Genomic DNA, 20,457 nt, shown 5'->3' on the forward strand with positions numbered 1-20,457 from the left:
ATGATGCAAGCCGATGAAATTATCCAACTGATTGCCGAGGCTCTGCCCGATGCGCGGGTCGAGGTTGAGGATTTGCGCGGCGACGGCGACCATTATGCCGTCACGGTGCAAAGCGCGGCCTTTCAGGATATGTCGCTTGCCGATCAACATCGCATGATTTTTACGGCGCTTCAGGGGCGTGTGGGCGGCCTTCTTAAAGGGATGACGCTTACGACCATTATCGACGAGAGGGCGAAGTGATGAGCCAACCGCCTGACGAAAGAATGCAACGCCTTATTGATCCCTCTGTCCTTGACCGCATTCAAGCCGAGGTTGATTCCGACCTTGTTGTCCTCTTTATGAACGGGACGCCTGTGTTTCCCTTATGCGGCCCTTCGGCGCAGGCGGCGCAGATTTTGGGTCTATTGGGGGTTCGCTATAAGGCGATTGATGTGACGGTTGACCCCAGCGTTCGCCTTGCGATCAGGGACTTCAGCAATTGGCCGACCTTGCCCCAGCTTTATATCAAGGGGCAGTTTATTGGCGGCAATGATGTCATGCGCCAAATGCTTGAAAATGGCCAGTTACAGGCTCTTTTCGTGCGTCATGCTATCCCGATGGCTGACTAGACCCTTTGAACAACCTTATTGGAATTGACAGGCAACCTTGCCGTTTCCAACATATTGCGCGGTAAGCGTTCCTACAGTGGCGTAGGCTGTTTTCTTTTCAGGGGCGCAGCTTGATCCGCCCGTGAGAAGAATAGAGTATTTGTCGCCTGAACGCGTGATGATGCCGGCATTGGGGGGGAGCTCTTTGGGCGGGTTACAAATGGCGCGTGCCTTGAAAGAGGCTTGTTGAAACTCGCCGTTGTACTTGATCTTTTTTTGCTGGCCTGAAAAGATTTGCCCCGCATAGGGTGCGTCTGTGTTGGAGGTGTTCACCGTGGCGTCAAGCCTGACCTGACAATTTTGAGGAATGGTCTTCGCGTCATAGCCTAGCGATCTTTCCAACAATTGAATGTCCTCTTCTCCCCATAAATAGGTCGGGGCCACGGTCACGTCTATGGCGGCTTTGTAGGCGCTGTCGTCAAGTGGGGTCGGTTCAATTTCGTCAAGAAAGAGAGGCGGCCTCACGTCTTTTTTCTGTTGGTCTTCTATCGATTTTCTTATTTTCTGGGCAAACTGCATCATTTTTGATGGAGGGCTTGATTGTTGAGGAAGGTTCTTGCCAAATATCTTTTGGGCGGCGAGTTGCTCTTCTGTCATGGATTCCGGTGCGACGTTGCCTCCGGGAGAAATGGCTACAGGCCCCTTTGGTGTGATGGCGCTATAGGAGGACGTATCAAACATTTTTCTCTGTTCGGGAGTCAGCTGGTTCATAATCGCTTGGACATCTGCCGCGCTTTTGATGTTTTCAAGCTTGCCGCCCATTTGATTCATAATCGCTTCTTGCATTTTGGCCATAGCAGCAGGATCAGACATCAACTTTTGCAGATTGCCTGCCTGTGGTATAGCAGGCATGGTCGGAGGCGTCGGCGCGTTAGGTAGGGAGGGCGAAGGCGTGGGCGGAGCGACTTTGGGGAGAAGCCCCAGATTGACGGGGGTCGATCCGCTGTTATCGTCATCGGGGAGAAGGACGGATTGGCTCATCGCGGGCTGTGCGGCCAGTATAAGAAAAAACGATAAGGCCAAAGCGGAAAAACGCATGGGAAGCTCCTTGGGAAAAAAGACTATCGAATCATAATCTACTCTTTTTAAAAACTCAACGACTTGTATGGGTCTCATCCCGATCTAAAAAGCCGCACAGCGGCATCTTTTTCGAATAAGTACAACAAGATGCGCAGAGCCTTGCCGCGTGGGGTTCCTAATTCAGCATCTTGGGCCAAAATGACCTTGGCATCGTCGTGTGCGATGGCCAAAAGGTCGCGGTCGCGGGCAAGGTCAGCAAGGTGGAAGGTCGGAAGGCCGCTTTGGCGCGTACCTAAAAGCTCTCCGGGGCCGCGTAGGCGCAAATCTTCCTCCGCGATCACAAAGCCGTCCTCCGTTTCGCGCATCATCTTAAGGCGTGCCTTGGCGATCTCGCCCAAGGGCGCTTGATACATCAAAAGGCATGTCGATTGAGCCGCGCCGCGCCCAATGCGCCCGCGAAGCTGGTGAAGCTGCGCAAGGCCAAAGCGCTCGCTATGCTCCACGATCATCAGCGAGGCGGTTGGCACATCTACGCCGACTTCGATTACCGTGGTGGCGACCAGCAGCTTGATCGTGCCACTCGCAAAGGCCGTCATGACGTTTTCTTTTGCTTCGGAAGATAAGCGGCCATGCACAAGGCCTACCTTATCCGCGCCAAAGCGTTTGGCCAAAAGCTCGGCCCGCTGCGTGGCGGCGGCAAGGTCGCTTTTTTCGGACTCTTCAACCAAGGGACAAACCCAATAGGCTTGCGCCCCTTTGGCCAGCCCACGGCCTACGCCCTCAATCACTTCGTCAAGGCGCGCCATGTCGATCAGGCGCGTGTCGATGGGTTGGCGTCCTGCTGGTTTTTCCATAAGGCGCGAGACATCCATATCTCCAAACGCAGTGAGGGTCAGCGTGCGCGGAATGGGCGTGGCCGTCATCACCAGAATATCGACGCCGTGGCCTTTTTCCGAAAGCTGCAAGCGCTGGTGAACGCCAAAGCGGTGCTGTTCATCCATCACGACAAGGCCAAGATTGGCAAAGGCGACATCGTTTTGAAACAGCGCATGCGTGCCGACGATAAGGGAAAGACTGCCGTCCTCTAGTGCCTCTAGTGTTGCCTTACGGTCTTTGCCGCGTCCTTTGCCAACCAGAAGGCCGATGGAAACGCCCAGCGGCGCAAGGAAAGCTTGCAACCTTTCATAATGCTGCCGCGCAAGGATTTCTGTGGGAACCATCAGCGCGGCCTGAGCGCCGGACTCCACAGCTTGCAGCATCGCCATTAGAGCGACGATGGTCTTGCCCGACCCGACATCGCCTTGCAAAAGGCGCAGCATGCGGCGCGGGGCGGCCATGTCCTCGCCGATTTCCTGGATCGCGTGCTGCTGCCCCTGCGTCAACGTAAAGGGCAGGGAGACAGTAAGCTTGTCTTGCATCTTTTTTGTGCCTGCGAAGGCGCGGCCTCCTGCTTGCCGATGATGGCGGCGGATAATGGCCAGCGCCAGCTGATCCGCCAGCAGTTCGTCATAGGCAAGGCGGCGGTGGGCGGGGGGGATAATATCATCGTCATTGCGAGGAGTCTCTAAGACCGCCCCCCCTGCGGGGGAGGTTTCTGGACAATGCCCCCCCACCAACGCCGCCTTCCAAGCAGGCCAGCCTTCGCGCTTCATCAGCGGTGCATCGTTCCATTCGGGCAAGTCGGGTAGGCGATCCAAAGCCTGCTGCGCGACCTTATGCACCATCTTGCGGGAAAGACCTTCGGTCAGTGGATAGATAGGCTCAAACTTCGGGATTTCAGCGATGCGCGAAGCGGGGAGGGCGTAGTCGGGATGGCTCATCGTCCAGCCGCGCCCAAAACGCTCTAGGTTGCCGCTCACGACCAGTGGCACGTTGGTGGGATAGAGCTTGGTCAGGTAATCGCCCTTGGCCGTGAAGTAGGTGAGCGTAATGTCATCGCTGCCATCGGTGCAGATGATGCGATAGGGCTTGCCCTTTTGTTTGTTGGGCACATGTTCGGCCACGGTCAGGGTGAGCGTCGCAACGCGGCCTTGCTGCGCGTGTTTCAGCTTGGGGGCATAGGTACGGTCGATCACGCCGATGGGAAGATGCCATAAAATATCAACAATTTTCGGCCCACACAGCCGCTCATAAAGCGGTGCAAGCTTGACTCCCACGCCCTTGAGGGTCGTCAGCGGCGCAAACAGGGGAAAAAGGATCGATGGGCGCATGGGGGGAGAATAGCGGATAAAAGGGATCGAGGGAATAGACCGAAACATCTTCTCTTTGCCTCCCCCCTTGCGGGGAAGGAAATGAAAACTTGGGTTTATGCCGTAACGCAGTGTAGGTATAAACCTTAGTTTTCATAGGTGGGGGGGTAGAATCCGATCCATCCAATTACCCCCCACCTGAAAAAACTAATGACTTGCTGACGCAAGCCAAAGTTTTTTCTTCCTCCCCCGCAAGGGGGGCGGTAAGAAGTAGGTTCTGTCGGATATAGAGAAAAGAAAAAAATAGCGTTAACCATAGATGTTCATCTCCTCCTTTAACCCATCCAAGCCATGCCGCGCCCGCATTGGCGGAGCGCCTGCGGGGCATGATGCCCGCGTGGTGGCCGAGGTCGCCTTGCGCTGCGCTGGCGTGCCGCTTGTGCATGTCGCGCTGGATGATCTGCGGGCGGCGGTGATGGCCGAGGCCTTGGCCTTTTTCGCCCCGCATGTTGAGGTCGTGAGCTTCCCTGCGTGGGATTGTTTGCCCTATGACCGGATATCGCCTCATGCGGATATTGTGGGGCAAAGGCTGGCGGCGCTGGGACGTTTGGGGCGGCCCTTTAAAAAACCGGCAGTGCTGCTGACCACCGTTGGCGCTTTGATGCAAAAAGTCCTGCCGCCTGAAATCCTGAAAGACACCTGTTTGTCCCTTGCGGTGGGGGAGGTGATGCCGCTGGAGAAACTCACGCGGCTTTTGACGGCGAGCGGCTATCACAAAGCGGGCACAGTGCGCGAGGTCGGTGAGTTTGCGGTGCGTGGCGGGATCGTTGATCTGTATCCTACGGGCTACGACCAGCCTGTCCGCCTCGACTTCTTTGGCGATGAGCTGGAGTCCTTGCGCTTTTTCGATCCGCTGACGCAGATTACGACGGAGAAAGCGGATAGGTTGTCGTTAGAGCCGACCTCGGAAGTCCTCCTTGATGAGCGCAGCATTGCCAGTTTCCGCAGCGGCTACCGTGAGCTGTTCGGCGTGTCGTCGGATAATGATCCCCTCTACACGGCGGTATCGGCGGGCCAGAAATTTCCGGGAACCGAGCATTGGCTGCCGCTTTTCTATCCGCGCCTTGTAGGACTTTTGGATTATGTGCCGTCCTCTGCGCCCGTTTTCTTTGACCCGCAAGCGCAAGAGGCGATGGAGTCTCGCGCCGCGCAGGTGGCGGATTTTTATCAGGCACGCGTGGCGCTGTTCGAAGCCTCACGGCGTGGTAAGGAGAGGAAGAAGGAGACGCAAAGCGCCCCCGCCCCCTATAAGCCCGTGCCGGTGGAACGCCTGTATTTTTCTGTGGCTGAGCTTGACGCGGCGCTATCCAGCCATGCCGTCGGGTTGCTTTCGGTGTTTGTGGAGGAAAATACAATGACCCCTCCCCCTTGCGGGGAGGGGCGCGACCACCGCGAAGCGGTGGACGCAGGGGAGGGGGGAGGACGACAGGGAAAACAACTTTCGGGTTTGTCCCCAGTCGCACTCCCCCCTCCCTATCCCTCCCCGCAAGGGAGAGGGGACTCCATCGTGTTCGCGTCATCCCTTAACGCCGCCGCTATGCGTGGCCGCGACTTTGCCGATGCGCGGGCGATGCCGCAAAGCGCCGCTCTTTACGATGCGGTCAAAGCCTATGCCGCGCAGCATCAGGGGGCGAACAGGCGCGTCGCCATCGCGTGTTATTCCCATGGCTCTGCTGATCGTATCGCGGGGCTGCTCCGCGCCCACGGCGTTGACACCGCGACGCTGGCAACCGATTGGGAGGCTGCGCGTAAGCTGGATCCCAAACTGATCGCGCTTGTTGTGCTGGGGCTAGAGCATGGCTTTATTGCGCCTGATCTTGCGCTGATGACCGAGCAGGATATTCTGGGCGACCGCCTTGTGCGCCAAACGCGCAAAAAGAAAGCCTCCGCGCAGTTCCAGCTAGAGCTGGGCAGTCTTGAGATTGGCGACTTTGTCGTGCATGGCGAACATGGCATTGGCCGCTATGAAGGGCTGGAGATGATCACCGCGCTGGGCGCGGCGCACGATTGCGTCCGCTTGATTTATGATGGCGGTGACAAGCTGTTCGTGCCGGTTGAGAATCTGGATGTTCTCTCGCGCTATGCCTCGGCGCAGGCGGGCGCGGTGCTGGACAAGCTGGGCGGCGTGGCATGGCAAGCGCGTAAGGCTCGCGTCAAGAAACGCTTGTTGGATATTGCAGACGGCCTTTTGAAGATCGCCGCCGAGCGCCAGTTGAAGGCGGGCGAGGTGATTGAGATTCATGACGGCGGCTATCAGGAATTCGCGGCGCGTTTCCCTTATAACGAAACGGATGATCAGGAGCAATCCATTCAGGCCGTCTTGGACGATTTGTCCAGCGGCAAGCCGATGGATCGCCTTGTCTGTGGCGATGTCGGTTTTGGCAAGACAGAAGTGGCGCTTCGCGCCGCTTTTGCCGTTGTGCAGGCGGGCTTACAGGTCGCGGTGATCGTGCCGACGACGCTTCTGGCGCGGCAGCATTACCAAAACTTCGTGCAGCGCTTTGCGGGCTTCCCCGTTCGTATCGCGCAATTGTCACGCATGGTGACGCTAAAGGAAGCTAAAGAGGCCAAGGAGCAGTTGAACAAAGGCCAAGTCGATATCGTCGTCGGAACGCATGCGATCCTTAGCAAGGAGTTGAAGTTTCAGCGCCTAGGCCTTGTTATCATTGATGAAGAGCAGCATTTCGGCGTGAAGCAAAAGGAACAGCTGAAGGAGCTTCGCGCCAATGTCCACGTCTTGACCCTCACCGCCACGCCCATTCCGCGCACGCTGCAACTGGCTTTGACAGGCGTGCGTGAGCTAAGCCTTATCACTACGCCGCCCGTGGATCGTTTGGCCGTTAGCACCTATGTTTTGCCTTATGATCCGATGGTGATCCGCGAGGCCTTGATGCGTGAGCATTATCGCGGCGGGCAGAGCTTTTACGTTTGCCCGCGCATAGAGGACATCGCCGCGCTGTCGGCAGAGCTGCGTGAGCTTGTGCCAGAGTTGAAGATGATTGCCGCGCATGGCCGTATGGGCGCGAGCGAGCTGGACGATATTATGACGGCGTTTGACGCCAACAAGTATGATCTTTTGCTGGCGACGAACATCATTGAATCCGGCCTTGATATCCCGAACGCTAACACGATCATTCTGCATCGCGCCGATATGTTTGGTCTCGCGCAGCTGTATCAACTGCGTGGACGGGTGGGTCGTGCCAAGCAGCGCGGCTATGCCTATTTTACCTATAGTCCGCGCGCGCCTCTTTCCTCGACGGCGCAGCAGCGGCTTGAGGTGATCTCGACGCTCGATCAATTGGGGGCAGGATTCCAGCTGGCCAGCCACGATATGGATATTCGCGGCACGGGCAATCTGCTTGGCGAGGAGCAGTCGGGCCATATCCGTGAGGTCGGGATTGAGCTGTATCAGCAAATGCTAGAGGATGCCGTCGCGGCGGCGAAGGCCGGTGGCGGTGGGGCTGAGGCTGGAGGCGCGGCAGCACCAGAAGAACGCTGGACACCGCAAATCAACATCGGTTTGTCTGTTATGATTCCTGAAACCTATGTCACGGATTTGAACGTGCGCCTTGGCCTTTATCGGCGCTTGGCTGAGGGCGGTGAGGACAGCGAGGCGGTTGCCGCCGAGATGGTGGATCGTTTTGGTGCGTTGCCCGAGGAAGTCGAAAACCTGTTGCAAACCGTGGCGATCAAACAGCTGTGCCGCAAGGCGGGCATTGCCAAGCTGGATGCGGGCGCGAAGGGGGCTGTCATTGGCTTTTATCAGGATAAATTCGAACGTCCTGACCTTCTCATTCAGTGGATCACGAAACAGGCGGGAACGGTAAAGGTTCGGCCTGATCAACGGATCGTCCTTTTGCGCACATGGGACGATATGACGCGCCGCCTTGAGGGGCTTAAGAAAACGCTGGAAGAATTGGTTGCCTTAGCAGCGGGCTAACTTTACCGCTTCAAATCCTCAAGAATCTTAAGGGGCGCGTGGCTATTGTTCAGGCGCGCGCGATAGAATTGCAGGTTCTCGATAATCCGTTGGATGTAGTTGCGCGTTTCGTAGATAGGGATCAGCTCGATCCAGTCGATGGGATCAACATTGGGCGTACGAGGATCGCCGTAGGTGTCCATCCATTCCCTTGCGCGGCGTGGCCCCGCGTTATAGCCCGCTAAGGCCAGAACGTATGAGCCGTCGAAATTATCAATCTGGTGTTGAATAAAAGTTGTGCCAAGACGCACATTGTAATCGGGGTCGGTCAAGCGTGAAGCGCTAAAGGGCATCCCTAGCTTCTTGGCGACGTCCTTGGCTGTGGTAGGCATCAGTTGCATCAGGCCTTGCGCCCCCACGGGGCTTCCCGCATCGGCCTTGAATTGGCTTTCCTGTCGGATCAGGGCGTGGGTGAGGGCTGCTTCAGGCTGTCTTGGCATGGCCATTGCCAAAACGGGATAGGCTGCGCCTGTGATGATAAAGTTTTTCTGGTTGGCGGCCTTGGCCGCGCTCACGGCCCAGTCGGGGCGTTGCAGTTGATAGGCCAGTTCCAATGTCAACGCGAAATCCACGCGCTGTGTGGCGTTGTCCGTGATCGCTTTGAAGAAAGTGCGCGCCAAGTCGTTTTGGCCAGCTTTGTAAAGGCGCTCGGTGGCGCGGACGACATCGCGATCAAAAAAGCGCGTGCGAATAGCGGTCGGAATGGTGGGCTCAGTGGCGGCGCGAATGGTGGGCTGCGCGTAAAGCCTTGTGATCGCCAACTGCCCGTAAAAGGTGGTGTTGAGCGTGGCAGCGGTTTCATAAGCTTGCTGCGCGTCGCCTGATTGTCCGGCGGCCTCATAGGTGCGACCCAGCCAGTAATAGCCGCGCGCGCGGGAAATAGGCGTGACGCATTCTTTAAGAAGGGCCGTGAAATGATGATGGGCGAGGGTTGGTTTGTCCAAAAACCGCAAGGCTAGCCACCCCGCCAGAAACTCGGCCTGAACGAAGTTAAAGCCTGTTTTTAGACCGTGACGGGCGGCAAGGCGGTAGGCCGTGGCGAAGTTTTTGGCCTCCATCAGGCGGCGGATGACGATATGGCGTTCTTCCCACCATTTCTCAGGTTGACCCAAATCATCTGGCGCATTAAGCAAAAGCTCTAACGCTCCGTCATCATTGTCGTTCTTGCGCCGCCAGCGCACGCGCTCATAAAGCAGACCCGCATCGTTTTGCAAGGACGAGGGAACCTGCGCGATAAGCGCCTCGGCATTGCTTGTTTGGTTGGCTAGGGCGATGCGCGCTTCGGCTAGCGCCTTGTGGGCGGCATCGACATAGGGATACATGGCTCGCGCCGCCGTCATCTCGTTTTCCCAAAGCAGACGGTCAAGGCGCACTTCATGGTCGGTTTTGTTTAACATGAAGGCATAACGATCGAAAAAAGAGGCCTGATCGCCGTTCCCAAAATTGCGATCAACCCAGCGGGCCTGCACAAGCTCCTGTGCTTTGGGGGCTTGCCCGATGGCTTGCAGCGAGTCGATATAGCGGTAAAACGCGGTTGGTGTCAGGGGTGGGTGCGCGTTAAACCAGTTCACCAGCTGCGCGTCGGTCGCGCCAGAGGGAATCTTTTGCTCAAGGATCATCATGATCCCCTTAAGTCCGGGCCAGTCGGGATTATTCGTCACAAAGGCAGCCAGATCGTCAAAGCTGTAATCATTATTGGGTTGCGCCATCAATAGGCCGCGCAGAACCTTGTTCAGGATGGGATCGTTTCCCTTTGCCATCATCTGGCGGGTCTTGTCGGCATGGCCTTCTGCCAACGCGGAAAAGGCGCTGTGATAGGTGAGGGGAGGTGGCACTGGGGGTGGTGGAGAGGCCTTTTTCTTGGCGTGCACATCGCACGGCCAAAGAAGCAGCAAGGTTAACAGAAGAAAGCTGATGCGGCGGAAGAGAATCATAAGACGCACTAAACAATTTTATACAGGCCATTGCAAGCGTCCCTCAGGCAGGGTATTGGTTTTTTATGACCGAACCCAAAGCATCCGATCGTTTAAATGCGCAGCGCTATGTCGCGATGAACCGTCGTGCCCGTCATGATTATTTTATCACGGACACGGTAGAGGCGGGCATTATCCTGACGGGAACGGAAGTGAAGGTTCTTCGTTTGGGCCAAGCCAGCATTCAGGAGGCTTTTGCTAGCGGCAAGGATGGCGGTATTTTCCTAATCAACGCCTATATCCCCGAATATCAGCAGGCGGGCACGCATTTGCAGCACGAAACGCATCGGCCTCGCGCCCTTCTTCTCCATAAACGGGAGAGGGATAAGATTTTGGGTGCGGTCAAGCGCGAGGGCATGACCATTGTGCCTTTAGGCCTTTATTTTAATAAGCGCGGGATTGCCAAGGTGGAGCTAGGCCTTGCCAAGGGCAAGCATAAGGCTGACAAGCGCGAGGCGATCAAGGATCGTGACTGGAAGCGCGATCAGGCTCGCATCCTGCGTGATCGGAATAGGTAAGGGTTCGTCACGTTTTTCCCATAAAAAAAGGCGGCCCCTAAAGGGCCGCCCTTTCTTATGGCGTATTGGGATCCAGTCAAGCAACGTCCTGTTTAAGGGAGTCGTCAACATCGGCCATGGTGTCCGCCACGTCATCCAGCGTGGGCTGGGCTTGTGGGGGCGTGACCTGAATCGGGGGAGCATTGGGATCACGGGCACGAGCAACGTGCGGCATAAGATCCTGCAACTCGATGAAATTATCGGCTTGGCGACGCAGCTCATCCGCCACCATAGGAGGCGAGGAGCGCATCGTGCTGACAACGCTGACGCGTTTGCCGCGACGTTGGACGGCTTCTACCAAGCGGCGGAAGTCCCCGTCGCCTGAGAAAATCATGATGTGATCGACGTTATCGCACATTTCCATGACGTCAATGGCTAGTTCGATGTCCATGTTGCCCTTGATTTTACGGCGACCAAAAGCGTCTGTAAATTCCTTCGTAGGCTTGGTGACCATGGCATAGCCATTATAGTCTAGCCAATCGACGAGAGGGCGAATGGGGGAGTATTCTTCATTTTCGACAAGCGCCGTGTAATAAAAAGCGCGAACAAGGCGAGCCCGTCCGGCGAACAGCTCCAAAAGACGTTTGTAATCAATGTCGAATCCCAAACCGCGTGAAGCGGCATAGAGGTTGGCTCCGTCAATAAACATTGCCATGCGTTCTTCTTTATAAAAAATCATAGTGACCTTCCTTGGATATGAGACGTGTTGTTAACTATAACAAAAAATTCTACGGCTGCCTACCGTTTCTTGCGCCGAAATCCCACAAAAATACCCAAAAAAGGTAACAAGCAGGCTGCGGCGCTGGTGGGCTACCGCTGTATCCTTACGATAAAAAAAACCGTTGCGCAACATCACGATTTAAAAACGGAGCCCTTTTTTATCATTAAGCCTTCGTAACGCTTTACATTAAGGATAAGAGACGGCTAATATGCGCCTTCGCGTTAGAGATAGACCCTTCTACTCAATCAGGATTATATCTTCTTCCCTGTTTGGAAGGCTTCCTTTCTGCGCCGTTTTTTGTTTTTTATGAGGATAGGCCCTATGGCACGCGTTACCGTTGAAGATTGTGTTCTTTTGGTTCCCAACCGTTTTGAGCTTGTGATGCTTGCGTCGCATCGCGCCCGTGCGCTTTCGTCGGGGGCTGAGCTGCATGTTGAGCGTGATCGCGATAAAAACCCCGTTGTGGCGTTACGCGAAGTTGCCGAGCAAAAGCTTGATCTAGAGAGCTTGCATGAATCGCTTGTGAAGGGCTTGCAAAAGCGCATTGAGCCGGATCGTCCCGAAGAGGAAGTGACCGAGCTGATGAACAGCGAACAGCAAAACTGGATCGGTGCGGCTATGGACGCCGACGATTCGGATGATGATCTGGATATGGATGCCGATCTTGATGAGGAAGAGGGCGGCGATGACGCCGACCTTGGCATCACCGGCTCCTTTGAAGATGCAGACATAAAGGATTAATTGGGTTCAGGAAAGAGCAGTACGATGGCTGATGGCTGGAAAAAGCTCTTCTTGTTGGTAATGTGGCAAGGGGCGCGATCATGAGCCCTTCTCAAAAGAAGCCCCCTTCGCCTGACGAGCCTGCTCCCTCTGTTGTCCCCTCTCAAAATTCCGAAGAGCCTCCCCGCAAGCCTGTTCGAATGCTTCGCCAATATGAGTTGGTGGAACGCGTGCGCGCTTATGACCCTTCTGCTGACGAAGATTTGCTCAACCGCGCCTATGTCTTTTCTATGCAGGCGCATGGCACACAAACGCGTGCGTCGGGCGATCCTTATTTTTCCCATCCGTTAGAGGTCGCGGGCATCCTCACCGAAATGAAGATGGACGCGACGACCATCGCGACGGCGCTTCTTCATGATACGGTCGAAGACACGTTGGTGACGCTCCCCGATATTGAAAAACATTTCGGGCGCGAGGTGGCGCGGCTTGTCGACGGTGTGACCAAGCTTTCGCGAATTGAGCTTCAAAGCGATCAGGCCAAACAGGCCGAGAATTTCCGCAAGCTAGTCTTGGCGATGTCCGAAGATATTCGCGTGTTGCTTATTAAGCTGGCGGATCGTCTGCACAACATGCGCACGCTTCATTTTATTAAGGGCGAGGAAAAGCGGCAGCGCATCGCGCGTGAGACGCTGGATATTTATGCGCCCTTGGCCGAGCGCATCGGTATCGAGAAAATGCAGAACGAGTTGCAAGACTTAGCCTTTGCCGAGCTTCATGCCGATGCGCGTGACAGCATCGTGGCGCGCCTTACCTATTTGCGAGAGGAAGGCGGCAATCTGGCCAAAGATATTCGCGCCATATTGCAGCGCGTTTTGGCCGAAGGCGGCGTCGCGGCGACAGTCGAAGGGCGCGAGAAGAAACCCTTTTCGATCTGGCGAAAAATGAACCGCAAGGACATGGGGTTCGAACAGCTTTCGGACATTATGGCCTTTCGTATCCTTGTTCCGACGGTCGAGAGTTGTTATCAAGCGCTTGGCCTTATCCATAACCACTATTCCGGTATTCCGGGGCGGTTCAAAGATTACATTTCAACGCCCAAGCCCAACAAATACCAAAGCATTCACACCACCATCATCGGCCCCGAAAATCATCGCATCGAGGTTCAGATCAGAACCTATGAAATGCATGAGGTCGCCGAGCTGGGCGTGGCCGCCCACTGGGCCTATAAGCAAGGCGAGCTGACACAGGAAGGGTCGCAATATCGTTGGCTGCGCGAGCTTTTGGATATTGTGGAACATGCCCAGAAACCGGAAGAGTTTTTAGAGCATACGAAGCTAGAGCTTTTCCAAGATCAGGTTTTCTGTTTTTCTCCCAAGGGGACGTTGATTGCGTTACCGCGCGGCGCAACGCCTGTCGATTTTGCCTATGCGGTGCATAGTGGCATTGGCGATTGCTGTGTCGGATCCAAAGTCAATGGACGCATGGTTCCTTTGCGCACCGAGCTTCATAACGGCGATCAGGTTGACATTATCACGCAGAAAAATGGCAACCCTTCGCCAGCGTGGGAGCGTTTTGTCGTAACAGGTAAGGCACGGGCGCGAATTCGGCGCTTTGTCCGTCTTCAGCAGCGCACAGAATACGTCGCGCTGGGCAAGGCCATTTTAGAAAAGATTTGTAAGCAAGAAAACGTCGACTTCGGCGAAAAGCCTTTTGAGGCTGTCGTCAAAAACTTTCAGGCGGCGACCCTTGATGATTTGTTTGCCAATGTTGGCGCCTCGCTGCAATCCTCACGCGATGTTTTTACGGCGGCTTTCCCAGAGCATCGAGCCAAGCAGCCGGATAAGACGTTGCCGGAAATCGAGCTAGCGGCGCAGAAAATGAAGGCACGCGCTGCGGCGCAGGCGGCTTCGACGTCCCCCCTGACGCTTAAAGGGCTGATTCCGGGCATGGCCGTTCATTTTGCGCGGTGCTGCCATCCCTTGCCGGGTGATTCCATTGTCGGGATCGTATCGACAGGGCGCGGTGTGACTATCCACACGACGGATTGCGACACGCTGGATTCCTTCCGTGATATGCCAGAGCGCTGGATCGACGTGGATTGGGGCGAGGGCCATGGCAAAGATACGGGCATGGTTGGCAGACTCTCTATCGTCGTAACCAATAGGCCTAACTCCTTGGGCACGTTGACCACCATTATCGGCAAGGGCAACGCGAATATCCTTAATCTGAAAATCACGAACCGTTCCATTGATTTCTTCGATATTTTGATCGATGTCGAGGTTGTGGATACCAATCACTTGCTTAGTGTTGTGGCGGCGCTTCGCGCCAGCAGCGTCATAATCTCGGTCGAGCGCACCAAAGGACGGTAGCCTTGCGTTAAGGCTCTTTCATGGCTAACCTTGCCTTCGTCTCGCTAAGAAAGTATTTCCTCTATGATCCATGAATCCAGCCGCCTTGTTGCCGATATTGAAGCGCTGTCCGACTTCCGTATTTTTGGTCGGGTTACGGCTGTGCAAGGATTGCTGATTGAGGTCGCGGGCGTTGAGCGCCACTTGTCGCTGGGTGGCCGTTGCGCCATCGTGGCGCGAGGCGGACGGCGCGTTTTGTGCGAAGTCGTTGGCTTTCGCGATGATCGCGCCTTGCTCCTTCCTTTTAACACGCTGGATGGGATAGGCCTTGGCTGTAAGGCGGAGGTTGCCGAAGCGCAGCCGACTATTTCTCCGACGCCTGCATGGCTGGGGCGCGTCATCAATGCGCTGGGGGAGCCGATTGACGGGGGGCCGCCGCTGCCGATGGGGGATCGTCACCAACCTATCCGCAGCATGCCGCCGCCTGCCCACAAAAGAAAACGCGTCGGGGGCAAGCTGGATCTTGGCGTGCGGGCGCTTAACACCTTTTTGACCTGTTGTAGCGGTCAGCGTATGGGCATTTTTGCGGGATCGGGCGTTGGTAAATCGATCCTGATGTCCATGGTCTCGCGCTATACCTCGGCTGACGTTTCGGTCATTGGCCTGATTGGCGAACGTGGCCGCGAGGTTCAAGAGTTTATCCATGACGATCTTGGCCCCGAAGGTTTGGCGCGTAGCGTTGTTGTCGTGGCCACGTCCGACGAGGCCCCTTTGATGCGCCGTCAGGCGGCGTTTATGACGCTTGCGATGGCCGAGTATTTCCGCGACTTGGGTAAGAATGTCCTTTGCCTGATGGACAGCGTGACGCGCTTTGCTATGGCGCAGCGTGAGATCGGCCTTGCGGCGGGGGAGCCTCCCACCACGAAGGGTTATCCGCCGACGACCTTTGCGGAATTGCCGAAATTGTTGGAGCGGGCAGGGCCGGGGGAAAGCGGTAAGGGCGCGGGATCCATCACGGGACTCTTTACGGTTTTGGTCGACGGCGATGATCATAATGAGCCGATTGCCGACGCGACGCGTGGTATTTTGGACGGTCATATTGTTTTGGAGCGTTCGATTGCCGAGCGTGGCCGCTATCCCGCCATCAACATTCTGCGCAGCGTCTCGCGAACGATGCCCGCCTGTAATAATGATACGGAAAACACGTTGGTCAGCACGGCGCGGCGGCATTTGGCGGCCTATGAAAACATGGCCGAGATGATCCGCCTTGGCGCGTATCGCAAAGGAACCAACCGCGAGGTTGACGATGCCATCAATTTTTATGAGCCTATCGAAACTTTTTTGCGCCAAGGCAAGAATGAAAGCGACAATCTGGGAGGCGGTTATGAAAAACTGGCGCAGATTTTGGGTGTGCCTTGGAGCGGGACGTGATTTTTCTTGCGCTCACTTTGTTTGTTGTTACCCATGCTATTTCCATCGCCGTCATACCGGCGAAGGCCGGTATCCAGAGCGCCGCCCCGCATCAAGTGCGGGGCAGGCTAGCAGCGTGTATGACTCTTATGCCGCGCGGACGCGCGGCGATGGATCCCGCTTTTCAGCGGGATGACGGTAAGGGTTGGGGGCTGGCATGAAATCTCTTGTAACGCTGATTAAATTACAAAAGACCAAGGTGGATGAACAGCGCGTCCTTTTGGCTAATCTTCAAAAACAACTGACGGATATTCAAGCGCAAATTGATGCGTTGATGGAGCAGCAAGCGCAGCAGACCGCGATGCTGCGGCAAGAGCCTGCCTTGGCGCTGAATTATGATCTTTATCTTAAAGGGGCGATCAAGCGTCTTGAGGAGTTTGAGAAAAGAAAAAGAACGGTAGAGCTGGCCGTCAATCTTGCGCGGGATAAATTGGCCGAGCTTTTCGAAGAGCAAAAACGCTATGAGTTGGCCGAAAAAGCCCGCCTTGAAGAGGAAGAGGCCGAAGAACAGCGTCGCGAAACCCACATCCTTGACGAAGTTGGTAGCGTCAGCTTTGTCCGCAAGAAAAAGAAGAAGTAATCTCATGGCGCCTCATACCGATATTCGCGTAGGCGACTGGATTGATCGGTTCTTGCCGTCCGTGGCGCGTCCTTATGCGCGGTTGATGCGCCTTGACCGCCCGATTGGCACATGGCTTCTTTTGTTGCCGTGTCTGTGGAGCGTAACGCTGGCCAGCGAGGGGCGGCCTTCCATCACGATGCTTTTTTTGTTTGCCTTGGGCGCGCTTGTCATGCGCGGAGCGGGGTGCGCGATCAACGATCTTTATGACCGCCACCTTGATGGCAAGGTGGAGCGGACGGCTACGCGGCCTTTGCCCAGTGGTCAGGTCAAGCCGTGGCAGGCTCTCCTTTTTGTGGTGGCGCTTTTGCTGCTAGGCCTTGCGGTTCTGGTGCAGTTTAATACGTTCACCATCCTGCTTGGCGTGGCATCTCTGGCGCTGGTCTTTACCTATCCTTTGGCCAAGCGCGTGACATGGTGGCCGCAGTTCGTCCTCGGCCTCGCCTTTAACTGGGGCGCACTGATGGGGTGGAGCGCGGTTCAGGGCAAGCTGGAAGCGCCTGCCTTCCTGCTTTATGGGGCGGGAATCTTTTGGACGCTGGGCTATGACACGATCTACGCGCATCAGGATAAAGAGGACGATGCGAAGATAGGGATCAAATCGTTGGCGCTGAAACTAGGGAGCCGCTCACGCCCCGTCATTGCCTTTTTTTATGCGGCGACTTTGGCGGGGCTTGCGCTGACGGGCTTTGTGGCCAAGCTGGACGCCCCCTTTTATGGGGTTCTTTTTCTGGCCGGACAGCATGCGTTTTGGCAAGTAGTCTTGTGGCGGGTCGATGATCCGGCGGATAGCCTTAGGCGCTTCAAATCCAACCGCGACTTTGGCCTGATCATTTTGGCCGCGCTCGCGGTTGGGAAGCTCTTGTAGGAGAGAGGGTTATTCTGCCGCGCCGCGATATTCTTGAATGCGGGTGGCGCGAAGGCCATGGACGCCGTGGCTGTCAAGCAGGAACGACCACGACTTAAACTCTTCCTCGGACAGGTGGTAACGCTCACAGGCTTCGTTCAGCGAGATAATGCCATTGCGCACAGCCGTTACGACCTGAGCCTTGCGGCGCATGACCCAGCGACGGGTTTTCGGGGAAGGGAGCTTGTCCATCTCTCGCTGGCGTTCTGTTGAACGAACAATATGGACTTGATCTCCATCGGTGCTGAATGACGCATTGCTCTGGGGCATGGTATGACTCCGTTTGAAAGTAATTCGATGACAAGGGAAAGGATACACGAAAATCCTTTAGGAACGCCTAACGTTAAGCTTAACGTAACGGCATCGCAACAAATAAAAATACTTTCATAAAAAAGAGTTAGAAGTTAAATAAAGTTAAGAAGACCCTGCTTGCAGGGCCTTCTTGTTGAAACTATTGGCTTACACGCAAGCTTGAAAGCGAGTCCGCGATCTGATTAAACACCCCTGCAAGATCGGACGAGGTTGGTGAATTAAAATAGTAATTCTCGGCCGACGCGCAGGCTTTCAGCTTGGTTTGGATGTTCGTGCCGGGATTCCCAAGCGCGATGGTATAGATATAAATACCAGCAGTTTTCATAGCTGTGCAGACGGTTGACAATTTCGTATCCAAGGTTGCAGCGGCTACTGCGGTGTTGGTTGTTGTACCAAGTCTTCCATCGCTGAGGTAGCCATAGGCGGTGAAGATAGTGCTGTTCATCGTGTTTTCACCGTCGGTGAGCAGAATCATGGCTTTGTTCATATGCTTAGTTCCGTAATCAAGCGGCAGGCTGTTGGCAGTCATCTCGCCACCCCACAGACCGCGCCAACGTGGGGAGAGCATGTTCCATGCCCAAAGCGCGCCTAGATTGGTGTGCGTGTTGCCGTTGGCCACCATGCTGTTTACCGCGTTTAAAATGGTCGTTTTATTTGATGTCATAGGTGTCATGACCTGTGGGCAATAGGCGTTGGGTCCAAGCGTTGTCGTGAAGGTCGCATAGGTTTTGGGAGTTCCGTCATGGTAACGCGAAGTCACCCATTTATTCACGGATGTATAAATAAAGGTATTATAGGGAGCGGGTCTGTTATCCGTACTGGGCGAGTAATAAGCCTTATAGGTTTGAATGGTGGGAGGATCATCAATCTTGTCTCGGTTGTTCAGCTCACGCGCGTCAACGCAACCCCCCCAGCTTGTTGGCCCCCAGTTCAGGGTCGCAAAGTTGACTTGATCGATCCACGACGTGCGCGATGTGCCGATGTTCACGGTTTGAGAAAAGGGGACAAGGCCTATCCACAGGTTAGGCACTGTTGTTTTTGAGCCATAAAGAATATTGACTAACGATGTGGCGGCCAATTTCAAAGAGGTTAGTTTGGTTCCGGCCATCGAGCCCGTGTTATCAAGCGCTAGAACAAGCTCCAACCCTGATGACGTGCGCGTGACCTGTGATGTAGCGGATAGGTTCATGCTGGTAATGCCAAAGACGTTCATAAAGGTTGTTGGCATGGTTGTCGAGGCGGCCAGATCGATGATCATATTGTCGGCGGAGACTTCTGATGTAACGGCTGGCGTTGTTGCGCCCATATAATTTGCCGGAAAGTTGGCCGTCATATATTTGGCCAGCTCTTCATTCAAGTTGCTGGTGTTCAGGGTCGATCCTGCCGCAAGCCCTGCGGCATCCAGCGAGAAAGAAAGGCGTGATTGGACAAGTTGTAGCCTTGCGATATCGACAGAGGTTCCCACAAAGCCCATGACGCTCAAGAAGGTCAGCGCCAGCATAGGCAGGGTCATACCCTTTTCATCGCTGGCAAAGCGGCGCAGCGTTGAAGCGGAACAAAGAAGTGAGCGAAGTGATACCATGATCCTTCTCCTTTATGTCGGCGGCGTGATAAGGGGACTAAGACGCGGTTTATAGATGGCGACGCGATACAAATCCGCCGCTTTCAAAATCCCCGCGTTGATAAAAAGAGGCGTAAAGGCATAGTAAACCTCTGTGATAATGACGTTATCATTGTCGTTGAGGGTTAAGCCGTTGGGCAGAACTGGCGTCGATCCCGCTATGCCCATTTTGCTGACGCGTGCCAACGATCCGCCGCCTGCGTATTGCCAACTTATTTTTGTTGCTAGACCGGCCGGTTTGTAAACCGAACTGACAATCACGATGCCCTTCACGCCAAAGGGGAACGGTTCCATCAGCTGTCCTGCCGCAAGCATAATATTATTCAAATCGTTGATGGTCACCATTTCCGATTGGGTCACGATGTCTGTAACGGAATAGGCGATGCGATCCACGCGCTGTGAAATGATCATCAAAAAGGCCGCATCTGAGCTGCCGAGCAAAAGGATAATCCAGATCGGTAGCGCCAAGGCAAACTCAATAGCGACCGAGCCTCTCTCCTGTAAGGCCAAGGAGGATCGCTGAAAAAGACGCTTCGCTGTTTTAATCAGTCGGTTCATTGCGCACCACGATACGAGATGTCAAATTGATAACCCTGTTTTCATCCCCGATGAGGTTTCCGATAAGGGGTGTAAACATTGTCCATGGATAGGTGATGGTATAGACGACGACTTGGCTGGCTGTGCCCAGACTAGATTCCGTGCCTTGCTCCGGCTGGCCAATATCGCTGAGGTCGCCATAGGATGTCGTTGTGATCGTGATTTTGGCCGGATCAATCAGGGGATCCAAACCGCTGAGGCGCGACAGAAGCGTATCCGTCACTGTTTCAAGTTGTGTTTTACCTTCTGCGACGTAGCCCGTCTTACCTGTGCGCGAAGCGTTATAGGTTGCGTTTTCCAACAAGTGATTGGCCAGAAGGACAAGTGACATTTCCGTGATGCCGACAAGAAGCATAATCAGGACAGGCGATATCAAAGCGAACTCGACGGCCGTAACGCCGCGTTCGCCTTTGGCGCGCTTCGCACGAAGGGATAGTTGCCGATACGTTTTTATAAACCGAAACATCGTATGCGCCTTTGGTTGCTATCAGAGGAAAACACGCACTTTCCCATTGTTTTATTATGTCACAGTATGCTTGACGTTCGTTTAAGTTATCGTGACATTTTCGGGATTGTTAACGGGTCTCCAACGTCCTGACTCTAGCCCCGAATCAGAGCGTGTGACAAATGAGGATGTTGGCGGAAAAAGTTTAAAAAATACTTCGATTTTCGAATGATTTTTCTTTTTAAGCGCACCCGTGACATTCGGGCGATTGT

18 protein-coding genes are annotated in these 20,457 nt (G+C 55.0%); 10 read left to right on the plus strand and 8 right to left on the minus strand.

The genetic code is table 11. The features are described 5' to 3' along the window. Together WC612_02950 and WC612_02955 are read left to right on the plus strand one after the other, a co-directional pair. Window positions 1-240, plus strand: coding sequence for a BolA/IbaG family iron-sulfur metabolism protein (locus tag WC612_02950; GenBank protein MFA6279735.1), 240 nt, complete (start codon window positions 1-3; stop codon window positions 238-240). Continuing rightward, a complete protein-coding gene (locus WC612_02955; protein ID MFA6279736.1) occupies window positions 240-608 on the plus strand; it encodes a glutaredoxin domain-containing protein in 369 nt (122 codons plus the stop codon). The genes WC612_02950 and WC612_02955 overlap by 1 nt, the downstream gene beginning before the upstream one ends. Before the next feature lie 15 nt (window positions 609-623). On the opposite strand, the gene WC612_02960 is transcribed toward WC612_02955, so the two are convergent. Then, entirely contained in the window at window positions 624-1,685 is a 1,062-nt protein-coding gene (locus WC612_02960; GenBank protein MFA6279737.1) for a hypothetical protein, read from the minus strand. 74 nt (window positions 1,686-1,759) lie between these two features. Continuing rightward, window positions 1,760-3,925: an ATP-dependent DNA helicase RecG gene (recG, locus tag WC612_02965; GenBank protein ID MFA6279738.1), complete on the minus strand. Its 2,166-nt coding sequence runs from the start codon at window positions 3,923-3,925 to the stop codon at window positions 1,760-1,762. A gap of 250 nt (window positions 3,926-4,175) precedes the next feature. On the opposite strand from recG, the gene mfd reads away from it, so the two are divergent. After that, window positions 4,176-7,856, plus strand: a complete 3,681-nt coding sequence (gene mfd, locus WC612_02970) for a transcription-repair coupling factor (protein ID MFA6279739.1) — start codon at window positions 4,176-4,178, stop codon at window positions 7,854-7,856. Between the two features lie 2 nt (window positions 7,857-7,858). Here the strand turns inward: mfd and WC612_02975 are convergent, their stop codons facing one another. After that, complete coding sequence (locus WC612_02975) at window positions 7,859-9,829, minus strand: lytic transglycosylase domain-containing protein (GenBank protein ID MFA6279740.1); 1,971 nt, start codon at window positions 9,827-9,829, stop codon at window positions 7,859-7,861. Between the two features lie 65 nt (window positions 9,830-9,894). On the opposite strand from WC612_02975, the gene smpB reads away from it, so the two are divergent. Further along, complete coding sequence (smpB, locus tag WC612_02980; protein ID MFA6279741.1) at window positions 9,895-10,386, plus strand: SsrA-binding protein SmpB; 492 nt, start codon at window positions 9,895-9,897, stop codon at window positions 10,384-10,386. Window positions 10,387-10,462: 76 nt separating this feature from the next. On the opposite strand, the gene WC612_02985 is transcribed toward smpB, so the two are convergent. Next, window positions 10,463-11,080 carry an NYN domain-containing protein gene (locus WC612_02985; GenBank protein MFA6279742.1) on the minus strand — a complete coding sequence of 206 codons (618 nt, stop codon included), beginning with the start codon at window positions 11,078-11,080 and terminating at the stop codon, window positions 10,463-10,465. A 387-nt stretch (window positions 11,081-11,467) separates the two neighbouring features. Between WC612_02985 and rpoZ the strand changes: the two genes are divergently transcribed. The 6 genes from rpoZ (at window position 11,468) to ubiA (ending at window position 17,171) form a co-directional block, all read left to right on the plus strand. Beyond that, window positions 11,468-11,887 (plus strand): DNA-directed RNA polymerase subunit omega, encoded by a 420-nt coding sequence (gene rpoZ, locus WC612_02990; GenBank protein ID MFA6279743.1) that lies wholly within the window; start codon window positions 11,468-11,470, stop codon window positions 11,885-11,887. An 80-nt stretch (window positions 11,888-11,967) separates the two neighbouring features. Continuing rightward, complete coding sequence (locus WC612_02995; GenBank protein ID MFA6279744.1) at window positions 11,968-14,235, plus strand: bifunctional (p)ppGpp synthetase/guanosine-3',5'-bis(diphosphate) 3'-pyrophosphohydrolase; 2,268 nt, start codon at window positions 11,968-11,970, stop codon at window positions 14,233-14,235. 63 nt (window positions 14,236-14,298) lie between these two features. After that, on the plus strand, window positions 14,299-15,645 hold the full coding sequence (gene fliI, locus WC612_03000; GenBank protein ID MFA6279745.1) for a flagellar protein export ATPase FliI: 1,347 nt from the start codon (window positions 14,299-14,301) through the stop codon (window positions 15,643-15,645). Beyond that, complete coding sequence (locus WC612_03005) at window positions 15,642-15,845, plus strand: hypothetical protein (GenBank protein ID MFA6279746.1); 204 nt, start codon at window positions 15,642-15,644, stop codon at window positions 15,843-15,845. Before fliI ends, WC612_03005 begins: the two co-directional genes overlap by 4 nt. Next, complete coding sequence (locus WC612_03010; protein ID MFA6279747.1) at window positions 15,842-16,264, plus strand: hypothetical protein; 423 nt, start codon at window positions 15,842-15,844, stop codon at window positions 16,262-16,264. Before WC612_03005 ends, WC612_03010 begins: the two co-directional genes overlap by 4 nt. 4 nt (window positions 16,265-16,268) lie before the next feature. Continuing rightward, window positions 16,269-17,171 (plus strand): 4-hydroxybenzoate octaprenyltransferase, encoded by a 903-nt coding sequence (ubiA, locus tag WC612_03015; protein ID MFA6279748.1) that lies wholly within the window; start codon window positions 16,269-16,271, stop codon window positions 17,169-17,171. Window positions 17,172-17,180: 9 nt separating this feature from the next. Here the strand turns inward: ubiA and WC612_03020 are convergent, their stop codons facing one another. The 4 genes from WC612_03020 to WC612_03035 all read right to left on the minus strand — a co-directional run bounded on the left by WC612_03020 (window position 17,181) and on the right by WC612_03035 (window position 20,206). Next, window positions 17,181-17,480 (minus strand): DUF1153 domain-containing protein, encoded by a 300-nt coding sequence (locus tag WC612_03020; protein MFA6279749.1) that lies wholly within the window; start codon window positions 17,478-17,480, stop codon window positions 17,181-17,183. Between the two features lie 181 nt (window positions 17,481-17,661). Further along, on the minus strand, window positions 17,662-19,104 hold the full coding sequence (locus tag WC612_03025) for a TadE/TadG family type IV pilus assembly protein (protein ID MFA6279750.1): 1,443 nt from the start codon (window positions 19,102-19,104) through the stop codon (window positions 17,662-17,664). Between the two features lie 12 nt (window positions 19,105-19,116). Next, the gene (locus WC612_03030) at window positions 19,117-19,701 is read right to left on the minus strand and encodes a TadE/TadG family type IV pilus assembly protein (protein ID MFA6279751.1); all 585 of its coding nucleotides are present in this window, start codon (window positions 19,699-19,701) and stop codon (window positions 19,117-19,119) included. After that, window positions 19,685-20,206: a TadE/TadG family type IV pilus assembly protein gene (locus tag WC612_03035; GenBank protein ID MFA6279752.1), complete on the minus strand. Its 522-nt coding sequence runs from the start codon at window positions 20,204-20,206 to the stop codon at window positions 19,685-19,687. The genes WC612_03030 and WC612_03035 overlap by 17 nt, the downstream gene beginning before the upstream one ends. Between the last annotated feature and the right edge of the window lie 251 nt (window positions 20,207-20,457).

Source organism: Bdellovibrionales bacterium (assembly GCA_041662785.1).
Taxonomy (GTDB): Bacteria; Pseudomonadota; Alphaproteobacteria; order UBA9219; family UBA9219; genus UBA8914.

Bases quoted from the DNA above. Each gene is read 5' to 3' on its own strand.
- WC612_03025 (MFA6279750.1), bottom strand. From the start codon at position 19,104: ATGGTATCACTTCGCTCACTTCTTTGTTCCGCTTCAACGCTGCGCCGC.
- mfd (MFA6279739.1), top strand. From the start codon at position 4,176: ATGTTCATCTCCTCCTTTAACCCATCCAAGCCATGCCGCGCCCGCATT.
- WC612_03020 (MFA6279749.1), bottom strand. From the start codon at position 17,480: ATGCCCCAGAGCAATGCGTCATTCAGCACCGATGGAGATCAAGTCCAT.
- fliI (MFA6279745.1), top strand. From the start codon at position 14,299: ATGATCCATGAATCCAGCCGCCTTGTTGCCGATATTGAAGCGCTGTCC.
- WC612_02955 (MFA6279736.1), top strand. From the start codon at position 240: ATGAGCCAACCGCCTGACGAAAGAATGCAACGCCTTATTGATCCCTCT.
- WC612_03030 (MFA6279751.1), bottom strand. From the start codon at position 19,701: ATGAACCGACTGATTAAAACAGCGAAGCGTCTTTTTCAGCGATCCTCC.
- smpB (MFA6279741.1), top strand. From the start codon at position 9,895: ATGACCGAACCCAAAGCATCCGATCGTTTAAATGCGCAGCGCTATGTC.
- rpoZ (MFA6279743.1), top strand. From the start codon at position 11,468: ATGGCACGCGTTACCGTTGAAGATTGTGTTCTTTTGGTTCCCAACCGT.
- WC612_02960 (MFA6279737.1), bottom strand. From the start codon at position 1,685: ATGCGTTTTTCCGCTTTGGCCTTATCGTTTTTTCTTATACTGGCCGCA.
- recG (MFA6279738.1), bottom strand. From the start codon at position 3,925: ATGTTTCGGTCTATTCCCTCGATCCCTTTTATCCGCTATTCTCCCCCC.
- ubiA (MFA6279748.1), top strand. From the start codon at position 16,269: ATGGCGCCTCATACCGATATTCGCGTAGGCGACTGGATTGATCGGTTC.
- WC612_03035 (MFA6279752.1), bottom strand. From the start codon at position 20,206: ATGTTTCGGTTTATAAAAACGTATCGGCAACTATCCCTTCGTGCGAAG.
- WC612_02985 (MFA6279742.1), bottom strand. From the start codon at position 11,080: ATGGCAATGTTTATTGACGGAGCCAACCTCTATGCCGCTTCACGCGGT.
- WC612_02975 (MFA6279740.1), bottom strand. From the start codon at position 9,829: ATGATTCTCTTCCGCCGCATCAGCTTTCTTCTGTTAACCTTGCTGCTT.
- WC612_02950 (MFA6279735.1), top strand. From the start codon at position 1: ATGATGCAAGCCGATGAAATTATCCAACTGATTGCCGAGGCTCTGCCC.
- WC612_02995 (MFA6279744.1), top strand. From the start codon at position 11,968: ATGAGCCCTTCTCAAAAGAAGCCCCCTTCGCCTGACGAGCCTGCTCCC.
- WC612_03010 (MFA6279747.1), top strand. From the start codon at position 15,842: ATGAAATCTCTTGTAACGCTGATTAAATTACAAAAGACCAAGGTGGAT.